Genomic DNA, 23,985 nt, shown 5'->3' with positions numbered 1-23,985 from the left:
GATGGCCCTGTCGACCAGCCGTTTCCTGGCGATCCTGATGAAGGAATTCATCCAGATGCGGCGCGACCGCATGACCTTCGCCATGATGATCGTCATCCCGATCGTCCAGCTGATGCTGTTCGGCTTTGCCATCAATTCCGACCCGCGCCACCTGCCGACCCTGGTCGAGGTGCACGACACCGGCCCGTTCACCCGCGGGTTCCTCGCCGCCATGCAGACCTCTACCTATTTCGACATCCGCGGCACCGTCGCCAGCAGCCAGGAGGTCGACCGGGCGCTGAAAACGGGCGAGGCGGCCTTCGTCGTCACAATCCCCGAGAATTTCGAGCGCGATATCGTGCGCGGCGACAAGCCGGCGCTCCTGGTCGCGGCCGACGCATCGGACCCGGCGACCTCCGGCTCGGCGTCGGCGGCGCTTTCGGTGCTTGCCGCAAACACCATCGACACGCTGGCCATCGGGCCGCTGTCCTATCTCGCCGGCTCGCAAGAGGCCTTCTCGGTGATTGCCCACCAGCGCTACAACCCGGCCGCCAGGACCAGCTACAACATTGTCCCGGGGCTGCTGGCGATCATCATCTCCATGACCATGGTGATGATCACGGCCATCGCCATTGTCCGCGAGAGCGAGCGCGGCACCATGGAAACGCTGTTATCGACCCCGGCGCGGGCGCCGGAAGTCATGCTCGGCAAGATCATCCCCTACGTGCTGATCGGCTACGTCCAGACCTGCGTCTTCTTCATCCTGGCCTTCTGGGTGTTCTCCGTTCCCTTTGCCGGACCGGTGGCGCCGTTCCTGCTCGGCCTCAACATCTTCATAATCGTTAACCTGGCGCTCGGCTTCCTGTTCTCCACCATCGCCAGGAACCAGATGCAGGCGATGCAGATGTCGTTCTTCTACCTGCTTCCGTCCATCCTGCTGTCGGGCTTCATGTTTCCCTTCGCCGCCATGCCCGGATGGGCGCAGGTCCTCGGCACGCTTTTGCCCAGCACCCACTTCATGCGCGTCATCAGAAAGATTATGCTCAAGGGCGCGGACCTTTCCGACATCGTGCCGGACCTGCGCGCCCTCCTGATTATCCTCGTCGCCGTTTCCGTGCTGGCCATGCTGCGCTACAAGCGCACGCTCGACTGACGTCTCAGCAGCACTCACCGAGATCGCAACAGGCAACGACAAGCGGGTGCCTGCCGCAGCAGTCGGTGAGAAGGAAGGACACCAGGGCACCGAGCGCCTCGTAGTTGGCGCGGTATACGATCTTCCGCGACTGCCGCTCGGACGTTACGATACCCGCCTGTTCGAGCGCCGCGAGATGGAACGAGGCGCGCGAGGAAATGGCGCCCACCGTCTTTCCGATGTCGCCCGCCGATGCACCCTCCGTGCCGCATTCGACGAGATAGCGCACGATGCGCAGCCGGGTTTCCTGGGAGAGTGCCGCGAACATTTTGAGGGCCGCAGTTTCGATCATATTTCAATATCTCTTGAATTGTTGAAACATTGAGAGTATATCGCCACTAAGCGCGGGCGATCAAGTCCGCCGGCCAAACGATGAGGACCGAAGATGAAGATTGTCAGTTTCAAGATCTGCCCGTTCGTGCAGAGGGTCACGGCGCTGCTTGCGGCAAAGAACATCGAGTACGAGCTCGAATATATCAGCCTCAGCGACAAGCCGCAGTGGTTTCTCGACATATCGCCGAACGGTCAGGTTCCGGTGCTGATCACCGACGACGGCACGGCACTGTTCGAATCCGACGCCATCGTCGAATATCTGGAAGAAGCCTATCCGGCGCTGCAGCCGGATATATCGCTGGAGGAAAAGGCGACCAACCGGGCCTGGAGCTATCTCGCCGCCAAGAACTATCTCGTCCAGTGCGGCGCGCAGCGCAGTCCCGACGCGGATACGCTCAGCCAGCGCTCCGGCAAGCTGGCGGTTGCCTTCGACCGGGTTGAGAAAAAGCTCGGCGACACGCCCTTCTTTGGCGGCGATGCGATCGGCATGGTGGACATCGCCTGGCTCGTGCTGCTCCACCGGGCCGACATTATCGAGCGGCGCTCCGGCTACGATTTCCTGGCTGGCCGTCCGAAGCTCAAGAACTGGCAGAAACGGATCCTGGAAACGGACATCGCAAAACGCTCGGTCGCGGCCGATTTCGAGGACGCTTTTTCCGCATTCTACCTGTCGGACGAAACCTTTCTCGGGCGCGGCGGCGAGGTTGCCGACAAGCGCTTCGCCGGCGCCACGGATTCCTGCTGCTGAACGCTGACCAACGGTGAATATGAGCGGGTGCACGGTCTTCGGGCACCCGGCATCCGCCAACTTTCATCGTGCGACGGTGTAACACTTGATATTATATCGCGCGCGATATAAATACGTCGCATGCAAACGGACCCTGCAAAGACGAATTCGGCAATCGGCGACAAGATGAAGCTCAGCGCCCAGCTTTGCTTCGCCGTCTATTCGACGATGCACGGGGTCAGCAAGGTGTATCGCGGGCTGCTGAAGGATCTCGGCCTGACCTATCCGCAATACCTGGTCATGCTGGTGCTCTGGGAGCACGACCGTATCAACGTTTCCGAGATCTGCAACGCGCTCGGCCTTGAGACCACCACGCTGACGCCGCTGCTCAAGCGCATGGAAAAGCGCGGCCTCATCCGCCGGCAGCGCTCGGCCGAGGACGAGCGCCAGGTGATTGTCAGCCTGACGGACGAGGGCCTAGCCATGCGTGAAAAGGCGCGGGACATCCCGGACTGCATGGCCGCGGCAACGGGCCAGTCGGAAACGGAAATCGCCGAACTGCGGCAACAGCTCAACGGAATTCGGGCGAGCCTTAACAGGCTCGGCTGATGCGGCTTGCGGGTATGTCCGCAGGTCATGTGTTCAACCCAAAATATCGTGCACGATATTAATATGCACGATACTGATTGAAACCAAGGAGAATGCCATGTCCATCGAAAAAGTCCTTTATCGCGCATCGGCAACGGCCACCGGCGGCCGCGACGGCCGCGGGCGGTCCGATGACGGCCGGCTTGATCTCACCCTGGCGACACCCGGGGAACTCGGCGGCGCCGGCGGTGACGGCACCAATCCCGAACAGCTCTTCGCGGTCGGCTACAGCGCCTGCTTCCTCGGCGCCATGAAATTCGTTGCCGCCCGCGACAAGCTGCCGATTCCGGACGACGCCGGCGTGACCGGCACCGTTGGCATTGGACCGATCCCGACCGGTTTCGGCATCGAGGTCGATCTGAAAATCAGCCTGCCGGGAATGGACCGGGCGGATGCCGAGAATCTCATCGAGCGCGCCCACATCGTCTGCCCCTATTCCAACGCCACCCGGGGCAACATCGATGTCCGCCTGTCGCTCGTATAGCGGCGGCGACCGTCCGGCAGGCGGCCACTACGCCTGAATGAGTCGCTGCTCGGCGCGGCGGAAGCTCTCGGCCAGCACCGTCGCGTCGCCCAGCGCATGGGCCAGCGAAATGCCGCCCTGCCATTCGACGACGATCTCCCGCGCCTTGGCGAGCGCGACGGAGGGGCGCGAACCCGTGCGCTGCAGCTCGCGCCCGATGAAGCCGGTCAGCAGTTCGAAGGATTCGGCCGCCCGCGACGAGGCTTTCGGCGCTTCGGACCGGAAGTCGCGCACCGCAAGGGCGATCGGGCAGCCATGGGCGACGCGGCTCTTGCTCGACTGGGACAGCCGGCGCAAGAGGCTCAGCACCCGGCGCCGCGGATCGGCTTCCGCCTCGGCGACCTCATCGAGCATTGCCTGCGTCTCCGCGACGAAGATATCGGCAACGCCCCCGGCGATGTCCTGCTTGGTGCGGAAATAATAGTAGACATTGCCGAGCGGCACTCCGGCATCCTTGGCGATGTCGGCAAGGCTGGTGCTTCCGTAGCCGTAGCGCCAGAACCGGTTGGCCGCGGCCGCCAGCAATTGCTGCCGTTTCTGTTCGCCGCGCCTGGCCAAGGCTTCAGCGTCCCGCCTTGGAAGCCGCCTTCTCGTCGTCGTCGAGCGGCCGCGCTTCCGACGGAAGCATGATCGGAATGCCGTCGCGGATCGGATAGGCAAGCCCGGCGGACCGGGAGACAAGTTCGTTCTTGTCCTCGTCCAGCTCCAGCCGGCCCTTGGTCAGCGGGCACACGAGCAGTTCGAGCAGCTTCCGGTCGATCGTGGCGGATGGGCGGATATCGGGCATGGCAGGATCACCGGCAATACGAATCTATTGCAGCACCGTATCATAGTCGTCGCTGTCGCGCGCCAGCGCGATCTCGGTGATCGCGATCAGCGTCTCGGCGCGCGTCTTCAGGTCCGGCGCCTCCAGCAGCGCCTGTTTCTCCGCCGGACCGTAGGGCGCCATCATCGACATGGTGTTGACGAGCGTCGCGTTGCTCGCCTGGCCGACGCTTTCCCAGTCGGCCTCGAGCTGGTTGGCCTCGAGATAGGCGCGGAAACTCTCCAAGAGCGCCTCCCGGTTGACGCTGTCCTCGCCGTTGTCGGCGGAAAGGTCGTTGAGGAACGGCGCGATGCGGCACTGGCGGTAGCCCTTCTTGATCGGCAGTTCCTCGAGTAGCCGGAAACGGCAGATACCGACCAGCGAGATGATGTAGCGCCCGTCGCCGGTTTCCGACAGCGACGTGATGCGGCCCAGCGTTCCGACCGAGCACAGCGGCGGATTGTCGCCGCTTTCCACATTGCCGGCGAGATCGAAGCGCGGCTGGATGATGGCGACGATGCGCTTCGCCGCCGCCATGACGTCGTCGATCATCGCAAGATAGCGCGGCTCGAAAATGTTGAGCGGCATCTGCCCGCAGGGCAGAAGAAGGGCGCCGGACAGTGGAAACAGGGCAACGTTCGCCGGAACATCCTTTTCGGTCCGGTAATGTACATTTCCTGCTTGCAACGTCACTGACCTTGGTTTTCGCCCGATACTCTAGAGGAATTGGGGCTGGTCGCGCAATTCTCAAGGCCTGTCGTGCCGATATCCGACCGCTAATTTAAGAGAACATTAACGACGAAAGCTTGCGCCGCGCGGCGACGGTAGCCGGATCGGTCGGCCCCCAGGCCTCGAAGAATGTCAGCAACTGCTTGCGCGCGCCGTCGTCCTGCCATTCCCGGTCGGCCTTCATGATCTGCAGGAGGTGCTCGGCCGCCTCCTCGCGCGCACCCTGGACATTGAGGATCTTCGCCATGTCGAAGCGCGCCTCGTGATCGTCCGGATCGGCGGCAAGCCGCGCTCGGAGCTGCTCCGGATCGCCGAGGCTGGCGACCTCTTCCTGAAGCTGGAAGCGGGCCAGGATGCTGGCCACTTCCGGCACCTTCTTCTGTTCTTCGTCGAGGCCATCGATCAGCTCCTTGGCGCGGTCCTCCTGGCCGGCGGCGATCATGCATTCGGCCATGCCGGCCATCGCCTTGGCATTGTCCGGCTGTTCCTGCAGGATCGAGCCGAAGATCTGTGCCGCCAGGTTGACGTCGCCGCCGTCGAGCGCGGCGCGGCCCTCGGCGAGGATCGCCTCGATATCGGGCGCGCCGTTTTCCTTCACCAGCTTTTCGATAAACTGCTTGATCTGGCTTTCCGGCACCGCGCCCATGAAGGCGTCGACCGGCTTACCGTCGGCAAACGCGACCACGGCGGGAATCGACTGGATGCCCATCTGCCCGGGGATCGCGGGGTGTTCGTCGATGTTCAGCTTGACCAGCTTGACGCGGCCGCCCTGCTCGTTGACCACCTTCTCGATGATCGGGCCGAGCTGCTTGCACGGCCCGCACCAGGGCGCCCAGAAATCGACCAGCACCGGCTGGTTGCGCGATTCGTTGATGACGTCGGCGGTGAACGCCGCCGTGGACGTGTCCTTGATCAGCGGTCCGCCCGCCTGCCCGGCCGGCTGGCCGGCATCCGATGGCTGGCCGTCGCCGAAGCTCACGGTTCCGCCCATCTGGTTCCCAAAGGAGCCGCCATAGGGATTGTCGCCGTCCTGCATCAGATCTCTCCGGTGTCTTTTCGGCCCTGCGGCCGCTTCGTCTTTGCTGCCCCCTGAAAATCGGCCAGGGGGCGTCTCATTTCAAGATGCGCGTCAGTCGCGCGCGCTCAGCGCCACTATTAGCGGCTTATGGCCTGTCGCTTCAAGGAAACGTATGAGATCGTCGCGGCCGACGGACGTCGTCGCATCGTTGCGCAGCGGGTGCGCGTTGATGATCTCGTGCTCCAGCAGCGCCGCGTCCAGCACCATCTGGACACGGCCTTGCGTGTCGTTGATCACCCCGAAGGCCGTCACCGCGCCGGGGATGACGCCGAGCAGTTCCATCAGCCTGTCGGGCTTGCCGAAGGAGACGCGGCTCCTGGCGCCGATCAGCGTGTGGATCGCCTTCAGGTCGATCTCGGCATCCTCCTCGACCGTGACCAGGAAGAAATTGTCCTTCTTGTCTTTAAGGAACAGGTTCTTCGTGTGGCCACCGGGGATCTCGTCGCGCAGCGACTGCGATTCGGTGACCGTGAAGACCGCCGGGTGGGTCTTCGTCTTGTGCGTGATGCCCATTTTATCGAGCGCCGCGAACAGCTCCTCGTCGGTTTTCGGCGGCGCCGCCGCGGTACCCTCGCTCATCGTTGTTTCCTGCTTTGAAAAGGCTTTTCGTCGCGGCATGTGATAGGGCGCGCGGCCCGAAATCGCAATCGAAAACCGGGCGGCCGCATCGATTCATTTTCCTGTTGCATTTGTCGCCGGCTTGCGCCATATAGCGCCGGACGCGGGGCGTGCCCCGCTTCGATACCCCGGCCGGATCGTTGCATGACCGGCAAAGCCGAGCGGGCGTAGCTCAGGGGTAGAGCACAACCTTGCCAAGGTTGGGGTCGTGAGTTCGAATCTCATCGCCCGCTCCAGTTTTCTCGTAAAATTTTGAGACTTGTGGAGATTGTTGGCGCCGCATGCACATCGCCTGTGCGGCGAAATAGTCACCATGTAGGCACGGCAGTGGAATTTTTGTGCCTGCGGAGCTTTCCTTTTAGGTGCCGGGCATCATCAAATACCGGGATCGCGATGTGACACGGCTCCATAGCCGGATGAAGGGCAATTCTGATTATCAATTTCACGCGTTGCGTCGAAAGCACGATTTGGGTGACTTCTTTAGCCCGAGAGACCATCGGCAACGCGCTTTGATGTCGACGTACCGCATGGCATATACGGACCATGCATCTGTTTGGTTCGCTTGCCATTCTCTATGCGGGCTTCACTTCGAGCTACTGGGCCCATAGCTTCCTGGCGCGCAGTCTGAATCTCGACCATTTCGGCGACGTGATGGTCGGGATGGGCGTGGCCGCGATCCTGGCCAGCCTGTTGCTGGCGGGAGGGCAGGCGGCCGCCCGCAAGTTTTTGCCGGTCTATCTGCGCGACCGGGAATTTGCACTGATGAACGGCTTTCTGGCCTTCTATTGCGGTGTCAGCCTTTTGGCCGCCGGCCTCACAGCCGGTCTGGTCTTTGCCATCACGGAATTGGCTTTTCCCGACCATCGGACACAAGCCCTGTTCGTCGTCACCATGGCGCCGATGATTGCTGTTTCAACCCTGCTGGGTGCCGGCCTGCAATCGATCGACCGCCCGATCGGTGCGATTTTTCCCTACCAGATCGTTCGTCCGCTGCTGCTGCTGGTGGGCGTCCTGCTGTGGATCGAACTGGCCCCTTTCGAGGGGACACGCAACGCGTTCATGGTCTACGCTCCGGCTTTCGCACTATTGTTGGTGATACAGTTCGCCTGGTACCTGAACGCTCTGCCATTCGCCTGGCGGCGGCAGCAACCGTTGCTGGACTGGGCCTCGTGGAGGGCGGCTGGCCTGCCGCTTCTCCTCAGCGGACTGCTCAACAGCATTCTGATCCGGATCGACATCCTGGCGCTGCATCTGTTCGACGACCAGCCCAAGGCCGTCGGCACGTTCACGCTTCTGGTGCTGGCTGCTTCACTCATCTGGGTGAACTACAACGCCGTCAGCAACATCATCGGTCAGCGCATCTCGCCCCTGGAGGGTGATCGCGCCGCACTGGAGCGCCTGTTGCGGCGCTCCGGTCTCGTCCTCCTGGTCTTCAATGCGGCGACGGCCGCGATCCTGATCATCTTTGCACGGCCCATCCTGGCGACGATCCATCCGGAACTCGAGGTCTACTGGCTCTGGTTCGCCTTTCTGTGCGTCGGGGCGACCATCAATGCCACGCTTGAACTGGCTTCTCCCTTCGTGCGGTTCGGCGGCCTGCATGCGCAGGCGGCCCGGTTGGCCACGCCGCTCCTCGGTATCAACGCCGCGGTCACCACCCTGGCGGTGATTCTGGCCGGGCTGGAAGGCGCCCTTGTTTCCCTGGTGGCGATGCGGTTCGCGCGCGGCCTGATCAATGCGCGCCTGCTGGTCAGGGATCTCGGTTTGCGCCCCTGGCAGGTTTCCGGATCGGCCGGGACGGCGCCGGAACGAGGCTAGTACCAAATAGCGGAAATGGATCGAGCGAACAGCATCTCGCCCGCGGTCCTTGTCAGAAGAAACTGTGGCCGAAACCGAATGCGCCGTCGAAAACGACAGTTCTGTATGAGTGCGAAGTAGCCCGCTGATTTTCACTCTACCCAACAGTCGATGCGCGCTGGTTCACAGATATCAACACCTTTGGGTGGTTGCAAATAGCCAATCAAGCCAAAAGTGTGCTCATCACAACGCAAGCGACGCAATTGTACAAACGCGTTTGATTGCAATACCCTCCAAACTCAACCTACGATCGGCTAAATGTACCAGGGCAGAGAGTCCATATTTGCGATCATCGGGCGCAACTGTCAGTAGGTCGCTCTTGGGAGGTGGATGCTTTAGGGGCGAATAGGCTCGTCGAGCTCAACGCGAACGACCACGCACTTGCAGATCCTTTCTGCCACTGTGCGTGCTACGTCAGCCCCTGCGAGGGCATGTACTGAATTCTACGCTTACTGCTGCATTGATGTATTTGAGGGGTGAGGTATGGCAGATATCATTGACGTATTGCTGGCGAAATACGACCAAGAAAAATCACAAGCGCGGAAACACGAGTTACTTCGTTCCACCAGCACCAACTACATTATCGCCATTTCAGCCGGCATGCTGGCCTTCGCGTCAAAATCAGATCCCATGGTCCAGACCGTGATCGGATTATTCCTGGTCATACTCGGAGTATTTGGGGCGCTTTTATCGCAAAAGCACTATGAGCGTTTCCACTACCACACTCGATTTGCAAAAGCGTATGACGAAAAACTTGCCGAATGGAATGGCTTTAGCAATATCGATGATTATGCGAAAAGGAGGGAGGACCAAAAGAAAAGGTTTCCGTTCCTCCATGATCAGCCGTTGAACTGGCTATGGACCGCAATCCACCTGTTTGTCTCAGTGATTGGCATCTTGCTGTTGCTCTTTGCAGTAGTGCAGTCCTGTCGAGGCGGATTGCTGGAATGATGGACAACAGGAACACCAAGAAACAAGGCGAGGAAACAAAACGACCTCTGAGGCGCGTTATCTGTCCTTGGTGTCCCCGCAAGTGATCACATGGCCCTTGCTGATCAGCCAGTCCTTGAGAATTCTGCAGATTGCCTCAGGCCAATTGCCCAAATGCAGGATGCCACATCGACCCTAATCCAGATTATGATGACTTGAGCCTTCGCAAAGTGTTGCGCTCGATCCATGTCCGCCCCGATGAGAGCAGTTCTTGCAACCGACGTTTTGCTCGGTAAAGTGCGTTAAATCCAATTGACAACCTTGCCAAGATTCGGGTCGTGATCGCTGCTCCGGTTTTCAATAATTTAGCGATGGTATCGGACCACAGCGTGAGTCTGGTCGCTTGTCGCGTCGATTCCGCTAACTGTATGCAAGACACCAGCCGGGCGCGCGAAGCCAGCACTGTTCGGCGGGCACGTCGCCGGTTCTGTACAATCTCTTCACCTGCCTGCAATCTCCGCCGTCAAAGGCGGCGGCCAGCGCCTTTTCCGATTCCGTGTCCCGCATGCCCTCGCAGGGAAAGATCGCGACCGGCGATATCCACCGGGCGCCGAGCTCGGCCCCGTCCCGCTCGATCAGGAACACGGCGCCGCGCAGATGCATGTTGCCCCAGTCGGCATCGGTAAACCCCTTGTCCGTGGTCAGCGGCAGGACCAGCCGCCCGCCGTCTTTCAGCCCGTCCAGCCATGAATCCGCCGGACGCGTGGCGCCGGCATTCACATAAACGACGTCGGCGGGTACGAAGGGCACGACGCTGCCGTCTCCCTGCACGATCGAGACATTGGCATAACCGCTCAGATTGGCTTTCGCCCGTTCGGCAAGTTCGGCGTCGAACTCGATCGCTGTCACCCTACCGGAACGACCGACGAGTTGCGCCATGATCGCCGAGTAGTAACCGACGCCGGCACCGATATGCACAATGTGCTCGCCTTCGCGCGGACTGGCGCGGGAAAGCAGGTATGCATGTAAAGACGGCTGGCCGTTGTTGATGTGGCGTTCCGGCAGGATCCCGACCAGGTCGTCCGTGTAGAGGTAAACGGCATCGTCGTCTGGTGTCGGAACATAACCGCGTCCGAACCGGAAAATCTGCCATGGACCGGAGCCCAGAAACGCTTCCCGGCTTATCTCGGCAAAGGCATCTTCAATACGTGTGTCGGTCACACCGAAAGCGGCGGAGACCTGCTTCGCGTAGGCACGCCGCACAATCCTGAGGTCTTCTTCCGAGGTCATCTTCTGCCGTCCTAGCAAATATCGGGGATGTCGTTTCGACCCGGCACAACTACTGCAAGTGATCGAGAACCGTTTTGGCCTCGGTCCGGCAGGCACCGCTCAGACGGTTGGTCCACCCGTAAAGGCACGCCAGGATCCGGTCCTGACCCGGCTTCACGTCGGCACAATGCGACTTGATGTCCGGGGCACAGGTCTTTCTGAGGGCTTCCTCGTAGGCCGTGTCGTTCTTGCTGCGAACCTCGTGCGGAATCATGCGCTCGAACATGCGGCTGGTCGTCACCTTCGACAGCTCGGGTTGGCACATGGGAGACACCTTGTTGCTGTGGGCGTAAAGACAGGCTGAAATCCTGCCGCGCCCTTCGCGAACGCCCTTGCAGTTGGAGTCGATGTCAGCCTTGCAGGCCTCCATGAGCCCGGCCGCCGGAACGGTGTGCGTCGTGCCCACAATCATGAGAATCATTGAAGCAACGGCAAGCAATGCGATTCTGGAGAAGCTGATCATCGGTATCCACCATCCGGATGCGGAATTCTCACAAACTCAAAAACGACATTATTTTCGCGACAGCCTGCTGACAATCTCCGATGTTCCGGGGGAACCCAAATTCCTGCGCTGTTCCCAAGATAAGTCGACTCAGCTACCATCCGCGCACAATTTCTGCGCGCATAGGGACTTTCATCCGCCCACGCATCGAACCGAGGAGGCACTTCGATGGAAATCAACGTCGTCACCATCCAGCCGCTGATCGCACTGATCGCCGGCATTCTCATCCTGATCATGCCGCGGCTGCTGAACTACGTGATCGCGCTTTACCTTATCCTGTTCGGCATTCTCGGCCTGTGGCCGAACCTTTTTTCCGGCGGCGCGGGTTAGCCTTACACGCTACGCCGATCCGACCGGCTCGCGGTTGGGACCGATATCGTCGGGGCGTTCATCGAGATAGGAAACGAGCCGCTTGCGCGTTTCGCGCGCCGCGGGATCGTCGAAGATATTGTTCATCTCGCCCGGATCGTTGACGAGGTCGTACATCTCGCCGGCGCCGGACCGCAGGTCCATGGTCAGCTTGTGGGTCTTCGTGCGCACGGTGCGCAATGACAGCGCGACGCCGACCCGCGCCGGCAGCAGCTCCCACTCGTTGAGCGCGAAATCGCGCGGCGCGTCCCTGCCTTCCATGAGCGCCCGCAGGCTCTCGCCGTGCTGCGCAAGAAGCGGCTTGGCGCCCGACAGGTCGAACAGGGTCGGCGCGATGTCGAGGGTCGACACCGGCTCGTCGACGACCGCGCCCGCCGCGACACCCGGCCCGCGCACGATCATCGGGACCCGCAGCAGCCCCTCGTAGTGCATCGGGCCCTTGAGCACGAGGCCGTGGTCGCCGAGCCAGTCGCCATGGTCCGAGATGTAGATGACATAGGTGTTGTCATCGAGCCCGGCGTCGGTGAGCGCATTCATCAGCCGGCCGACATTGTCGTCGATGAAGGAGAGCTGGCCGAACGTGTTGGCGATGATCTCGCGCAGCTGTTCGTCGCTCTGTTCCTGGATGCGGCTGTAGGCCTTGCGCATCTTGACGTTCTCGACATCGCCCACCGGCTCGTTCTCCACCGCCGCTTCGTGCCACCAGGGGCGGTTCTCGAAATCGCGGGTGCGGTGCTCGGGCAGGGCAATCTCGGCGGGATCGTGCAGCCGCGACCAGGGCTCCGGGCAGTCGAACGGGTGGTGCGGGTCGGGAAAACTGACCCAGGCGCAGAAGGGCCGGTCCTTCCCGCGGCCGGATTTCAGCCACTCGATCGCCCGGTCCGCCGTCCAGGGCGTGTTGTGGAAGGCGAGCGGTAGCTGCGAGTGCCAGGTCTGCGCCGCGCCTTTCGTGTCGCCGCCGTTCTTCCAGTAGAGCTCCTGCAATTCATCGCCGCGCCCGCCGCGGTGGAAGAAACGCTCGAAATGCTGGCCGCGCGGCGGCTTTTCCGGCGCGAACCAGTTGTGGCCGACGAGCATCAGCTCGACATGCTCGAAACCCATATAGGGGCCGCACCAGTCGTCGCCGAAATCCTCGGAAGACAGAACGCTCTCGGGCGAGCCGGTCTTGTGGCGCGCGTGATAGGTGGCGAAATGCGCCTTGCCGAAAAACGCGGTCTGGTAGCCGTTTGCCGCCAGCGCCCCGGCGAAGCCCTTCTCACCGGTCGCCGGATCGAGGTCGATACCATTGTCGTGCACGCCGTGGGTGCGGCAGAGCTGCCCGGTCAGGATCGACGCCCGCGCCGGCTGGCACACCGCGCAGGACGTGATGCAGGCCGAGAACCGCGTGCCCTCGGCGCAAAGGCGGTCGAGGTTGGGTGTCTTGACGCCGCGGCCCTCGACGCCGATGCAGTCGCCGCGCTGCTGGTCCGCCGATATGATGAGGAAATTCGGTCTGGTCATCTTGGTCGCACCCGGGTTGCCTAGTGGGAAATGAGGATCGGCAGTTTCGCGTTTTCCAGGACGAACCGCGTGACGCCGCCGAGAAGCTCCTCGCGGAACATGCTGTGCTCATAGGCGCCCATCACCAGAAGGCCGGCGCCCTCTTCGTCGCAGAAATCGAGGATCGCCTGCCCGACGCTTTTCTTGCCGAGCGGCGGTTCGGCCATCTCGACGTCGATGCCGTGACGGGCGAGCGCCGTGGCAACGTCGATGCCTTCCAGCGCCCGGCCGCGTTCGCCATCGTCGATGCTCAGCACGGTCACCTTCTGCTTGGTTTCGAGAATCTGCATCGCGTCGTTCATGGCGCGGGTGGCGGTGCGGTGACCGTCCCAGGCGAGCACCGCGTGCTCGTGGATCCGCTCCGGCCGGTAGTCGCGCGGCACGACGAGCACCGGGCGGCCGCTGCGCATGGCGATCCGGTCGGGATGCAGTTCCAGGCGCCTGCTGCCCTGCAGAACGTCGCGGCGGCCGACAATGGTGAGATCGTACATGCGCGCGTAATCGGCGACGGTGGCATCGGATTCGCCGCCGCTTTCGATCCAGTGCAGCCTGTCTTCCGGCACTCGCCCCGCGATGGCCGCGGTGAACCGTTCGCCGATACCCGCATGGGCATCGGCCTCGAGCTCGTCCAGCGTCTGTCGCACGGTATCGGGAACCCAGGTGTAGCGACCCAGCCGCGAGGTGGCGCTGGCATGGGCGAAGAGACCGGTGACATGCGCCCCGTATTTGTCGTGCGCGAGCACCGCGGAATGCACCGCCGCATCGGAGGATTCGGAACCGTTATAGGCAACGAGAATGTTCTTGATGGCCATCGTTCCCCCTCAGGTCGAGGCCCGCGCGGCGCGGGCCCGGTTGTTGCGCGCCGTCAGCAGGATCACGCCGACCGACAGCGCCATGAAGACGGCCGCGATCGGATGGGTGAACAGGAACCAGGGGTCGCCGCCGGTCGAGGCGAACGCCTGCCGGGCGCTTTCTTCCAGCTTGCCGCCGAGGATGAAGGCGATGACGAAGGGCAGCGGCGAGATGGCGACAACGCGCATGGCATAGCCGAGCAGGCCGAACCCGAGAGTGAACCAGATCGCGTCCATGCGGGTTTCCTGCACATAGATGGCCGTCAGTGTCAGCAAAAGCACAGTCGGCAGCAGCACCTGTTTGGGAATGCGCGTCATGACGCCCATGGAACGCATGAAGACGCCGCCGATCGTCCAGTTGAGGACATTGGCAACGACCATGGCGGTGAAAAGACCGAAGGCGATGACGAGCTCGGTATTGACGGCGTCCGCCGTGAACCGGAACACGGAGGGGCCGGGGTTGAAGCCGCCGATGCTGTCGGCGGCGAGGATGAGGAAGACGGCGGCGGCGTTGCCGGGGATGCCGAGCGACAGGACCGGGATGAGATTGGCGCCGGAGACCGACGAATTGGCGGCTTCCGTTGCCGCGATGCCTTCCGGCGCGCCCTTGCCGAATTCGGGTTCCTCGGGCGATTTGGTGCGCTGGTAGCGCGCCTTGCCCACCGTATAGCCGATGGTGGCGGCGAGCGTCGAGCCGATGCCGGGCAGTGCGCCGATGGCGGTGCCGATCACCGCGGAACGCCCGATATGGGGCATGAGCCGGCGGATCTCCGCCATGTGCAGGCGCTGGTCGCCGCTGTCCTTGACGGTGCCGACAAGGGCGCCGCTTTCTCGCTTCTCGCGCCACAGGTCGGTCAGTTCCTTGAACACCGCGCCGACGATCAGCACGCCGAGGATGGCGGTCGCCAGCGGAAAGCCCTGCGCCAGCACCTTGCTGTCGAGCGACAGGCGCGGATAGAAGTCCTCGCCCGTTGCCACATAGGCAAAGAGCAGGCCGAGGCCGGTCGATATCAGGCCCTTGGCGGGCGAGCCGCCGATCACGGCGGCGATGAAGGAGAGCGACAGGATAAGAAGCGCGGTCTTTTCCGGCAGGTCCAGGTAACCCTCGACGAGCAGCGCCAGGAACGGCGCGCAGATGAAGAGGACCATGTCGGAAAAGGTGTCGCCGCTGACCGACGACAGATGGGCGACCCGCAGGGCCTTTTTCGCCTGGCCCTTTCGGGTCATCGGGTATCCGTCCAGCGTCGTCATGTAGGCATCGGGCGTGCCCGGCGTGTTGAACAGGATTGCCGGCACCGCGCCGCCGATGGTCGCGCCTTTCATGACGCCGATCAGGAACCCCATCACCGGCAGGAGTGCGTCCGGTGTGTAGCCGAAAATGGAAATCAGGATCGGCAGCGCGATCGCCATGGCGATCGGTCCGGCAAGGCCCGGCGTCGCACCGACGGCAATGCCCAGAAGGAAGCCGGCAAAAATCATCACGATGGTGACCGGCACCGGCACGCCGAAAATCGAAAACAGCTCCGGCCCGAGGAAGACGGCGAGAACGCCTGCCCAGATATAGTCGAGCGTGCCCATTACACGTCACCGTTCGGCGGCAGCAGAAGATCGTCGAAGGGCAGATCGTAGACCGCGATCATCGCCAGCACGGCGATGACGCCGATCAGCACAGCACGCGGCGTGACGCGGCCCTCGACAAGGCTGATCAGCCCGCCGATCATCAAGGTGCCGCCGAAAAAGAACCCGGTGAACTTCCACGGCGCGCTGTCGCGCAAAAGCCGGTACTCGAGCGGCGTCTCGCGCGTCAGATTGACCAGCGCCACCAGGGCCGGCCCGCCATAGCGCATGACGAGGAAACTCGCCGCCAGAAGCACGAACACCACCGCCATGAAGCCGAGATTGACCGGATCGATTTCCGGCTGGTCCGCCGCCTTGCGCTCGAAGACGATCAGGATGAGGCCGCCGATCAGCAGGAAGATGCCCGCCACCGTCGGCGCCAGTGCGTCGCCGATGGTTACCTGGCGCCGCACCTTCTCGATCAGCCCGGTATCGGTGTCGAGCGGGATCCAGACGAAGATCAGCAGCAGAGCAAAGACGGCAAAGAAGATGCCCAGGACGAGGTTGGATCGGGATTCATTCGACATGGTCTCTTCTCCCGGGCGAGGCGGACGGGCCTGCCCTTTGGCAGGCCCGCGGGAGGACGCTATTCGGATGCCGCGTCCAGCAGCTTTCCGGCGCTCTCGTAGCCGTTCTGCATCAGCACCGTGAGATCATCGCCGGTGACGACCGTCGCACCGCCGAAATTGTTCTTGATAAGGCCGCCGGCCTTGGTGTTTTCGTCGGAAACGACATCGGCGATGGCCTTGGCAAGCGCGTCGCGGGCCTCGGCCGGCATCTCCGCTGGGCCGACAAAGACGAACTGTCCGTCGGAATCGAATTCAACGCCGAGATCGGCGAAGGTCGGCGCCTGCGGCGTCTGCACGAGAGGTGTCGAAAGCGCCGAGGCAAGATTGACCAGGTCGCCGGCCGCAACGCCCTTCGCCTGGATGCCCGCCATGAAACCGAGATCGAGGTCGCCGGCATTGACGCCGTCCATGACGGCCTTTCCGCCCTTGACGGAAACGATGTTGAATTCGACGCCCTGCGCCTTGCCGAGCAGATAGGCAAGATCCGCCAGCCGCGGGCTCATGGCGCCGAAACGCAGCTCCTCGCCGCCCTTGGCGGCCGCCACCACGTCGTCGAACGATTTCCAGCCCTTCGAGGTCAGGGCGACCACGCCCATCTGGAACCCGGCAGTTGTCGAAAGACCGGTGAAGTCGGCGGGCGTCATGCCGGATTTCGGCGCCGCCGCCATGTTGTATCCGAAGGTTTCGGTCACGGCCATGCCGATGACGGTCCCGTCATTGGGCATGTCCTTCAACGCGGCCGCCATGTTCATGCCGCCCTTGCCGGTGACCTGCTCGGGGATGAATTTCCATCCGAGGCGGTTTTCGAGTTCCTCGGCGATCAGCCGGGCCTGGGTATCGGCGCCGCCGCCGGCGCGGAAGGCGATCAGCAGCTTGATCGGCCCGGGCGGCGTCCACTCGGCCGCCAAGGCGCCGGTCGCCGTCGCGGCGGCGACGAGCGTTGCGATCCCTAGTCGAATTAGTCTTTTCATTTGCTCCTCCCATTCAACTGTGCAAAGGCTCTCACAATTTAGTTGATAGGTCAACTAAAAAGTTGACAAGTCAACCAATAGGCCTATGATCGACGCAGAAAAGAGGACCGCATGAGCACCGCGATATACCCACCGGAATTCGGCGAACAAACACCGCTACAGGACGTTCTGACCTGGCGCATCCACCAGGTGCATTCGAGACTCAACGTGCATGCGGCAAAGTTCCTCGAGAAGACGTCGGGAATCGCGCTCGCCCATTGGCGGGTCATGTTGTCGATCGGCGCGGAGGGCGACACGACACACTCGGAAATCCGCCGCAAGATCGCCATGGACAAGGGGCAGCTGAGCCGCTGCCTCAGGGGCATGATCGCGGAAGGCCTGGTTATGGCAACCGGTGACGAGACCGACCAGCGCCAGCAGCGCCTGTCGCTGACGAAAAAGGGCAAACGGATCTTCAAGAAGACGCTGCCCGAGATGCGCAAGCGGCAGTCCTACCTGGTCGGCAGTCTCTCCAAGACCGAGAGCAAGGCCATCTTCTCCGCCCTCGACAAGCTGGAGATGGCGGCGCAGAACCACGAGTTCCTGTGATGCAGGCGCCCAATTGCCTCATCCTGATGTCGGACGAGCACCAGGCCCGCGCCATGGGCTGCGCCGGGCATCCGTTGGTCCGCACGCCGCATCTCGACGCGCTGGCGGCAAGGGGCACGCGCTTTGCAGATGCCTACACGCCGAGTTCCATCTGCGTTCCGGCCCGCGCCAGCTTCGCCACCGGCCGCTACGTGCACCAGACGCGCATGTGGGACAACGCCACGCCCTATGACGGCTCGATTCCCGGATGGGGCCATGCCTTGCAGGACAAGGGCGTTCCGGTGGAGTCCATCGGCAAGCTTCACTACCGCTCGCAGGAGGATCCGGCCGGTTTCGACGTCGAACACATTCCGATGATGGTGGCAGGCGGCGTCGGTATGGTCTGGGCCTCGATCCGCAAGGAGGACGAACGCATCAGCGCCTCCGGCCGCATGCTCGGCGACTATATCGGCCCCGGCGACAGCAAGTACACCGACTACGATGCCGCCGTGACAAGGCGCACGGTCGAATGGCTGGAGGACCGCGCCGAAGCGGCCGACAGGCACCCCTGGTGCCTTTATGTCGGCCTGGTCGCGCCGCATTTTCCGCTCGTCGTACCGCAGGCATTCTATGATCTTTATCCGCTCGATCGTTTGCCGGATGCGAAACTGCATCCGCGCGACGGCCATCCGCGCCACCCCTGGGTGGAAAAGCAGAACGGCCTGAACGATTCCGAGGCAAAGTTCGAGGACGAGGAAGAGCGCCTGCGCGCGATAGCCGCCTATTACGGGCTTTGCACCTGGCTCGACCACAATGTCGGCGAGATCCTCGGCGCCCTGGACGCAACGGGTCAGGCGGAAAACACGGTGGTCGTCTACACCTCCGACCACGGCGACAATGTCGGGGCGCGGGGCCTTTGGGGCAAGTCAAACCTCTATCTTGAGAGCGTTGCCGTGCCGATGATCATGGCCGGCCCCGGCGTTCCGGCCGGAATTTGCCGCACGCCTGTCAGCCTTGTCGATCTCTCGGCGACGATACCCGCCCTGTTCGGCGCCGAAATCGACGGGGCCGGCGGCATCCGGCCGCTCGACGCAATCGCCCGCGAACGGGATGATCCGGAGCGCATCGTTTTCAGCGAGTACCATGCCGCCGGCGCCGTTTCCGGCGCCTTCATGCTGAAAAAGGGGCGCTGGAAATATCATTACTACGTCGGCTTTTCCCCCGAACTGTTCGATCTGGAAACGGACCCTGAAGAAACACGCGATCTTGCGGCAGATCCGGCCTTCCGCGACATCGTCGCAATGATGGATGCCGAACTCCGCAGGATCTGCGACCCCGAGGCAACCGACGCCCGGGCCTTTGCCGACCAGGCCGCCCTGATCGAGCGCATGGGCGGGCGCGAGGCCGCCCTCGGCCTCGGCGCGCCGGGCGCGACACCACCACCGGAGACGACGCCATGAAACTGACAATCCTCGGATCCGGCTCGCCCGAGGCCTATGCCCGCCGGGCCTCGAGCGGCTATCTGCTGGAGATCGGCGACGACCGCATCCTCTTCGACTGCGGCGGCGGTGTGTTCGACAACCTGGTCCGGTCCGGCCGGCTGCCTTCGCACATCACGCACCTTTTCTTCTCGCATCTGCATACCGACCACATGATGGACTATGCCCGGCTCGTGCACGCCGCATGGGACGAGGGCGCCCCGCCGCTGAAGGTCTGGGGCCCGTCTCCGATCGCCAGGATCACCGAAGGCTATTTCGGACGCGACGGTGTCCTGTCGGCGGATCTCTACGCGCGCACCGAGCTGAAACCCAGCCAGGAGGTCTGGCTGTCACGCGGCGGCACCCTGCCGCGCCCGTGGCCGGCGCCCGAAGTTGTTGAAATCAGCCCGGGCTTCTCCTTCGAGGGGAACGGCTGGACGCTCAATTCCTGCGAGGTGCCGCATGCCCAGCCGGCCTTCGACTGCATGGCCTTTTCAGTTGAAAGCGGCGGCAAGAAGTTCGTTTATTCGGGCGATGCGGCGATCTGCGACGACCTCGAACATCTCAGCGCCGGCGCCGACCTGCTGCTGCACTGGTGCTACCGCCTGAGCGGCGAGGAGGTCCACCCGGCGCTGTCCGGAATGAGCCCGACCCCGGCGGACATTGCGAAAATGGCGGCCCGCGCCGATGCCGTGCGCCTGCTGATCAGCCACTTCCGCATCCACATGGACACCGAGGCGGGTCACGAGGGCGCCCGGGCGGATCTGCGCACGCATTTCAGCGGGCCATCCGAGATCGTCGAGGACCTGAACGAATATTCGATCTGATCGGGCACGGTGCCGTCCGCCGGTCGGCCGGCGCGGACCCTAGAGCGTGTCTGGTTTAGTTTGAAGCATTTGATGGCGGAATATCGGTCCAGTCGGCTAGGCGCGTCGCACAGCGCGATGTGGGGCATCGGGCAAGCGGCGCAACAACGCCGATGGACCGATTTTCCCCACCCCGGAAAGGGAGGTGGATATCGAAAACCAACTTCTGAATGGGCCGGGCGATTTTGGCCCCTGGCGTCGTTGGCTCGCGCTTGCGGTGGGGTGGCACCACGGCGCGCAATCCGCCTAGCCAGCGACCAAAATCGCCACGGTCAAATGATTCAAACTAAGCCAGACACGCTCTAGGACAGCCGATTGGTCAATCTGCCAATCAATGCCGCCAGTTCCGGCTGGCGCCGGGTTCCGGTTTTCATGAAAGCGGACTTCACCTGCCTGCGGATCGTGTGCACCGAGACCCGCCGCACGGCGGCGATTTGCGCCGGCGCCACACCGCGGGCGATATCGAGGCAGACCTCCGCCTCGCTTCGCGTCATTCCGAACACGTTCTGCAGAACGTCGGCTTCGATATACGCCTCCTCGTCCGGGTCGACGATGATCATCAAAAGCCTGGCCCGCCGCAGGATGTCGTTCATGGCGCCGTAGACCGGAAAGATCCGAGCCACCAGCGGCCGGCTGTCCTGGCGCATCAGCGTTATGGCCTGAGACTCGGAAAGCGGCACCTGCGACGTCCAAAGGGCGCGCAGGGCACGGTTGCATTCCGCCTTGAAGCGGTCCCGCGCACCCGGATGCTTTGGGACAAGGCGGCCGTCCATCGTCTCGAACGCGTCCCTGACATGACGTTCGCCGGCGGCGTTTGCACGGACCGTTCTTCCCCAGTTGTCGATCAGGAGGGCACCGCAGGACATTTGATCGACAATGTCTCCGGCACCGGCATCCCGCGCCTCCGAGATGCGCTTTCCGATATAGGCCGCGTTCCGCATCGCCGGGATGATCTTCCGGAACTGGGCGACATCCTTTTCGCCGAACGGTCCCTGGGCAATGGTCCTTCCGCAATCGAAACTGATGATCCCGTCGTCGCTGTTGATGATTGTCGCGAGCGAGCCGCAAAACCCGTTCTTCAGCGTCCAGTCATTGTAGACCTCCAGCCGGTTCAGCTCCTCGCGGCTGAACAGCAGCCACTCTGTGACCGCATCCTTGTTCAGCCTTTTGCGCATGATCCGCTGCGGCCACGGATTCCGGTTCACCCAGTTGTGTGAAAAGAACTCCTCCATCATCGCCTTCATGCGGGGCGAGCTGTAATAGCTGCCGCCTTCCGGCGCATGATTGATGATGATTGCGCCCTCGGCGTGCAGGATCTCACTGGCCGATTGCAGAACGCGGGACCACTCGTCCGGCTGCGCCGCCGCGTCCCAGAACCCGGCGACGATATCCGGCAGTTCGGTATCGTTGATCCATTTCATCGTGATCTGGCCCGACTACACGTGGAACCGGCCGGCAGCAAAATGCCGCCGACCGAGCCTACATGAGTGTCGAGAACGTCACAACTTTATCGATAATCCCCAAGGGGCCTCCCCGGTCCGCAACCGGAGGAACCGCTCGCAAAGGCCGGCGTCTTCAGCCGGCCAGCCGGTGATCCTCGACGTCGGTCTCGTGATCCGGAACCGGACCGGTCGCAGCGGCGTCCCCGGCGAGCCGGAACTCGGCCACCGCTTCAGACAGACCGCCGGCGTCGTCGGCGAGCTTGTGGATCACCGCATTGGTCTCCTCGACCATGGCGGCGTTCTGCTGCGTCATGCGGTCCATCTGCGTAACGGCCGAATTGACCTCCTGGATGCCCGTCAGCTGCTCCTTTGCCGCCGACGCGATCGTCGTTATGCGCCCGTTGATGTCGGCGACATGATGAGAGATCTGACCGAGCGCTTCGCCCGTCGCCTTGACGAGGCTGACACCGTTGCTGACTTCGGCGCCGGACTTGGTGATCAGCTCCTTGATCTCGGTCGCCGCGCCCGCCGCCCGCTGGGCAAGCTCCCGCACTTCCAGGGCAACGACGGCAAAGCCCTTGCCGGCGTCGCCGGCCCGCGCCGCCTCGACGCCTGCATTGAGGGCCAGGAGATTGGTCTGGAAGGCGATCTCGTCGATCACGTTGATGATGTTGGAAATTTCCCGCGACGCTTTCTCGATGCCCTCCATCGCCGAAACGGCGTCGGCGACAACGCCGCTCGACCGGTCGGCATCGTCCTTCGCCGCGTTAGCCATCTGCTCCGCCTCGGCCGCGCGCTCCGACGTCTCGCGAACTGTCGAGGTGATTTCCTCAAGTGCCGCGGATGTCTCTTCCAGCGATGCCGCCTGTTGCTCGGTGCGCCGCGAAAGATCGTCCGCCGATGCGCGCATTTCCCTGGCATTGCCGTCGATCGACCCGGAATTGCCCTGGATACGGTTGAGGGTCGAATTGAGCTTTTCGACCGTCGCGTTGAAATCGACACGCAGCCGGTCGAGGCTGTCCATGAACGGCTCGTCCAGCCGCACCGACAGATCGCCCTCCGAGAGGCGCGTCAGGCCGCCGGCCAGCGCCTCGACGGCGGCCTGCATCCGGCCGGTCTCCTCGGCCTTAGCCGCCGACCGTTCCGCGGCCTCGCGCTCCGAGGTTTCGCGTGTCTCTTCGGCTTCGTGTTCGAGCCGTTCCTTCTCGATGGTCGCTTCCTTGAAGACAGCGACCGAACGCACCATGTCGCCGATCTCGTCCCTGCGCTCCGTGTCCCCGATGTCGAAATCCGTCCGGCCTTCGCTGAGCTGGCGCATGTTACTGACCAGCGCATTGATCGGGCGGGTCAGGTTGCGCGAGAACAGGAGCGCGCCGCCGAGCGCCACCGCCAGAAGCACCAGCGAAACGACGATGACAATCTGCCGCATGGAAGCGACCGCCTGCCCGGCTTCGCGGCTGTCGACCAGCGCCGCAACGACCCAGCCGGAATCGAGGAAATCGACCCGTGCAAAGGCGACCGTCGCGTTCATGTCGCGATAGTTGTCGGTCTGCCCGGTCAGGATTTCCCGCGCCTCCAGCGCACGGAACTGCCCTGGATCAAGCTGCGCCTGCGCGACATCGTTGGTCTCAGTCAGCGGCGAGTCGGTGAGCAGAAATCCGTCGGACCGGAGGAGCACGGTTTCGCCCGTCTCGCCCAGTCCCGTCCTGTTGGACATGATGGCTTCGATCTTGCCGGTCGGCAGCGCAACGATGAAGGCGCCCTTGACTTCGTTGGCGACGATCACCGGTTTGGCGACGAAAGCGGTCAGCGGCCGGCTGCCCGTCGCATAGGGGCGATAGTCGAGGAAGGTCACGCCCTCGGCATCGCCCATGGCCAGCGCCTTTTCGAAGATCTGCGCCAGGGCGGTGTCCTTCCACGCTTCGTCATTGATGTTGATGTTGAAATCGGTGTTTTTCAGCAGCGTGTAGACGACGCGCCCGTCGGCATTGATGAGGAAGATATCCTCGAAATCGTTTTCCTGCGAAATCTTCTCGAAGACCGGACCGAACTTGCCCTCATGGTTCAGATAGACGCGCGCGCCGCTCGGCGTGCTTTGGTCCATCTTCTCCTGGAAGCTGAGATCCTGGTCGGTGACCAGCGACAGGAATTCGTCCTCCCTGCCCTCCTTCACCATCGTCAAGGCGATGCCGAACAGGTTCAGTGCCGCGGCAACATTCGGTGTGACCGCGATTTCCTCGATATCCTTCTTCGTCGCCTCGAGATAGGTCTCGATCTGGTTACGCCGTCCGTCGGCGATCGCCGACAGTTTCTCATCGTACTCGCGTGTAAGGGCATTGGAACTGATCATCAGACCGCCAATGCTGGAGGCGGCGATCGAGACAACGGTCAAAACGGCGGCTGCCAGGGGCAGTTTCCTAGAGATGAGCATGAAAACGCGTCCGAAAATGAAACAAAGAAAAATGC

Annotated in this window: 25 protein-coding genes and 1 tRNA gene; 11 read left to right on the top strand and 15 right to left on the bottom strand. The window is 62.8% G+C overall.

Annotated features, from left to right (window positions below):
* Position 1 precedes the first annotated feature (1 nt).
* A complete protein-coding gene (locus tag E4M07_RS09630) occupies positions 2–1,132 on the top strand; it encodes an ABC transporter permease (RefSeq protein WP_136658089.1) in 1,131 nt (376 codons plus the stop codon).
* Between the two features lie 4 nt (positions 1,133–1,136).
* On the opposite strand, the gene E4M07_RS09625 is transcribed toward E4M07_RS09630, so the two are convergent.
* The gene (locus tag E4M07_RS09625; RefSeq protein ID WP_136658088.1) at positions 1,137–1,463 is read right to left on the bottom strand and encodes a metalloregulator ArsR/SmtB family transcription factor; all 327 of its coding nucleotides are present in this window, start codon (positions 1,461–1,463) and stop codon (positions 1,137–1,139) included.
* Positions 1,464–1,556: 93 nt separating this feature from the next.
* Here E4M07_RS09625 and E4M07_RS09620 point away from each other — a divergent pair, with 93 nt between their 5' ends.
* The 3 genes from E4M07_RS09620 (at position 1,557) to E4M07_RS09610 (ending at position 3,363) form a co-directional block, all read left to right on the top strand.
* Complete coding sequence (locus tag E4M07_RS09620) at positions 1,557–2,252, top strand: glutathione S-transferase family protein (protein WP_136658087.1); 696 nt, start codon at positions 1,557–1,559, stop codon at positions 2,250–2,252.
* Between the two features lie 120 nt (positions 2,253–2,372).
* Positions 2,373–2,840 carry a MarR family transcriptional regulator gene (locus E4M07_RS09615; RefSeq protein WP_136658086.1) on the top strand — a complete coding sequence of 156 codons (468 nt, stop codon included), beginning with the start codon at positions 2,373–2,375 and terminating at the stop codon, positions 2,838–2,840.
* Between the two features lie 97 nt (positions 2,841–2,937).
* On the top strand, positions 2,938–3,363 hold the full coding sequence (locus tag E4M07_RS09610; RefSeq protein ID WP_136658085.1) for an organic hydroperoxide resistance protein: 426 nt from the start codon (positions 2,938–2,940) through the stop codon (positions 3,361–3,363).
* 27 nt (positions 3,364–3,390) lie between these two features.
* On the opposite strand, the gene E4M07_RS09605 is transcribed toward E4M07_RS09610, so the two are convergent.
* From E4M07_RS09605 to E4M07_RS09585, 5 genes are all read right to left on the bottom strand, one after another.
* Positions 3,391–3,960 (bottom strand): TetR family transcriptional regulator, encoded by a 570-nt coding sequence (locus E4M07_RS09605; protein ID WP_136658084.1) that lies wholly within the window; start codon positions 3,958–3,960, stop codon positions 3,391–3,393.
* A gap of 4 nt (positions 3,961–3,964) precedes the next feature.
* Positions 3,965–4,189: a Trm112 family protein gene (locus E4M07_RS09600; RefSeq protein ID WP_136658083.1), complete on the bottom strand. Its 225-nt coding sequence runs from the start codon at positions 4,187–4,189 to the stop codon at positions 3,965–3,967.
* Positions 4,190–4,213: 24 nt separating this feature from the next.
* Positions 4,214–4,894, bottom strand: a complete 681-nt coding sequence (locus E4M07_RS09595) for an LON peptidase substrate-binding domain-containing protein (RefSeq protein ID WP_136658485.1) — start codon at positions 4,892–4,894, stop codon at positions 4,214–4,216.
* 94 nt (positions 4,895–4,988) lie between these two features.
* Positions 4,989–5,972, bottom strand: coding sequence for a thioredoxin (gene trxA / locus E4M07_RS09590; protein WP_136658082.1), 984 nt, complete (start codon positions 5,970–5,972; stop codon positions 4,989–4,991).
* A 93-nt stretch (positions 5,973–6,065) separates the two neighbouring features.
* A complete protein-coding gene (locus E4M07_RS09585; protein ID WP_136658081.1) occupies positions 6,066–6,593 on the bottom strand; it encodes a prolyl-tRNA synthetase associated domain-containing protein in 528 nt (175 codons plus the stop codon).
* A gap of 200 nt (positions 6,594–6,793) precedes the next feature.
* On the opposite strand from E4M07_RS09585, the gene E4M07_RS09580 reads away from it, so the two are divergent.
* The 3 genes from E4M07_RS09580 (at position 6,794) to E4M07_RS09570 (ending at position 9,440) form a co-directional block, all read left to right on the top strand.
* Positions 6,794–6,868: transfer RNA gene (locus E4M07_RS09580), tRNA-Gly, on the top strand.
* Between the two features lie 307 nt (positions 6,869–7,175).
* On the top strand, positions 7,176–8,450 hold the full coding sequence (locus E4M07_RS09575; RefSeq protein WP_136658080.1) for a hypothetical protein: 1,275 nt from the start codon (positions 7,176–7,178) through the stop codon (positions 8,448–8,450).
* A 522-nt stretch (positions 8,451–8,972) separates the two neighbouring features.
* Complete coding sequence (locus tag E4M07_RS09570) at positions 8,973–9,440, top strand: hypothetical protein (RefSeq protein WP_136658079.1); 468 nt, start codon at positions 8,973–8,975, stop codon at positions 9,438–9,440.
* Positions 9,441–9,839: 399 nt separating this feature from the next.
* Here the strand turns inward: E4M07_RS09570 and E4M07_RS09565 are convergent, their stop codons facing one another.
* Both E4M07_RS09565 and E4M07_RS09560 read right to left on the bottom strand, forming a co-directional pair.
* On the bottom strand, positions 9,840–10,709 hold the full coding sequence (locus E4M07_RS09565) for a methyltransferase domain-containing protein (protein ID WP_136658078.1): 870 nt from the start codon (positions 10,707–10,709) through the stop codon (positions 9,840–9,842).
* A 49-nt stretch (positions 10,710–10,758) separates the two neighbouring features.
* Positions 10,759–11,211: a cysteine rich repeat-containing protein gene (locus tag E4M07_RS09560; protein ID WP_136658077.1), complete on the bottom strand. Its 453-nt coding sequence runs from the start codon at positions 11,209–11,211 to the stop codon at positions 10,759–10,761.
* A gap of 207 nt (positions 11,212–11,418) precedes the next feature.
* On the opposite strand from E4M07_RS09560, the gene E4M07_RS09555 reads away from it, so the two are divergent.
* Positions 11,419–11,580: a DUF3096 domain-containing protein gene (locus tag E4M07_RS09555; protein ID WP_136658076.1), complete on the top strand. Its 162-nt coding sequence runs from the start codon at positions 11,419–11,421 to the stop codon at positions 11,578–11,580.
* 9 nt (positions 11,581–11,589) lie between these two features.
* Here E4M07_RS09555 and E4M07_RS09550 read toward each other — a convergent pair whose 3' ends face one another.
* Genes E4M07_RS09550 through E4M07_RS09530 form a run of 5 tightly spaced genes read right to left on the bottom strand, consistent with a single transcriptional unit; the run spans position 11,590 to position 17,166 of the window.
* On the bottom strand, positions 11,590–13,119 hold the full coding sequence (locus tag E4M07_RS09550) for a sulfatase-like hydrolase/transferase (RefSeq protein WP_136658075.1): 1,530 nt from the start codon (positions 13,117–13,119) through the stop codon (positions 11,590–11,592).
* 20 nt (positions 13,120–13,139) lie between these two features.
* The gene (locus E4M07_RS09545) at positions 13,140–13,970 is read right to left on the bottom strand and encodes a universal stress protein (protein ID WP_136658074.1); all 831 of its coding nucleotides are present in this window, start codon (positions 13,968–13,970) and stop codon (positions 13,140–13,142) included.
* A 9-nt stretch (positions 13,971–13,979) separates the two neighbouring features.
* Positions 13,980–15,587 (bottom strand): tripartite tricarboxylate transporter permease, encoded by a 1,608-nt coding sequence (locus E4M07_RS09540; RefSeq protein WP_136658073.1) that lies wholly within the window; start codon positions 15,585–15,587, stop codon positions 13,980–13,982.
* The gene (locus E4M07_RS09535) at positions 15,587–16,153 is read right to left on the bottom strand and encodes a hypothetical protein (protein WP_136658072.1); all 567 of its coding nucleotides are present in this window, start codon (positions 16,151–16,153) and stop codon (positions 15,587–15,589) included. Before E4M07_RS09535 ends, E4M07_RS09540 begins: the two co-directional genes overlap by 1 nt.
* Positions 16,154–16,212: 59 nt before the next feature.
* Entirely contained in the window at positions 16,213–17,166 is a 954-nt protein-coding gene (locus E4M07_RS09530; protein ID WP_136658071.1) for a tripartite tricarboxylate transporter substrate-binding protein, read from the bottom strand.
* A gap of 111 nt (positions 17,167–17,277) precedes the next feature.
* Here E4M07_RS09530 and E4M07_RS09525 point away from each other — a divergent pair, with 111 nt between their 5' ends.
* Genes E4M07_RS09525 through E4M07_RS09515 form a run of 3 tightly spaced genes read left to right on the top strand, consistent with a single transcriptional unit; the run spans position 17,278 to position 20,038 of the window.
* The gene (locus E4M07_RS09525) at positions 17,278–17,754 is read left to right on the top strand and encodes a MarR family winged helix-turn-helix transcriptional regulator (protein ID WP_136658070.1); all 477 of its coding nucleotides are present in this window, start codon (positions 17,278–17,280) and stop codon (positions 17,752–17,754) included.
* Entirely contained in the window at positions 17,754–19,193 is a 1,440-nt protein-coding gene (locus tag E4M07_RS09520) for a sulfatase-like hydrolase/transferase (RefSeq protein ID WP_206057208.1), read from the top strand. Before E4M07_RS09525 ends, E4M07_RS09520 begins: the two co-directional genes overlap by 1 nt.
* Positions 19,190–20,038: an MBL fold metallo-hydrolase gene (locus E4M07_RS09515; protein WP_136658068.1), complete on the top strand. Its 849-nt coding sequence runs from the start codon at positions 19,190–19,192 to the stop codon at positions 20,036–20,038. Before E4M07_RS09520 ends, E4M07_RS09515 begins: the two co-directional genes overlap by 4 nt.
* A 341-nt stretch (positions 20,039–20,379) precedes the next feature.
* On the opposite strand, the gene E4M07_RS09510 is transcribed toward E4M07_RS09515, so the two are convergent.
* Together E4M07_RS09510 and E4M07_RS09505 are read right to left on the bottom strand one after the other, a co-directional pair.
* Positions 20,380–21,498 carry a hypothetical protein gene (locus E4M07_RS09510; RefSeq protein ID WP_136658067.1) on the bottom strand — a complete coding sequence of 373 codons (1,119 nt, stop codon included), beginning with the start codon at positions 21,496–21,498 and terminating at the stop codon, positions 20,380–20,382.
* 154 nt (positions 21,499–21,652) lie between these two features.
* A complete protein-coding gene (locus E4M07_RS09505) occupies positions 21,653–23,950 on the bottom strand; it encodes a methyl-accepting chemotaxis protein (RefSeq protein WP_136658066.1) in 2,298 nt (765 codons plus the stop codon).
* Positions 23,951–23,985 lie beyond the last annotated feature (35 nt).

Origin of the sequence: Nitratireductor sp. XY-223, from assembly GCF_004959855.1 — a bacterium.
Taxonomy (GTDB): domain Bacteria; phylum Pseudomonadota; class Alphaproteobacteria; order Rhizobiales; family Rhizobiaceae; genus Hoeflea_A.
The sequence above is the reverse complement of the archived record's forward strand: the minus strand, read 5'-3'. Positions and strand labels throughout refer to the sequence as shown.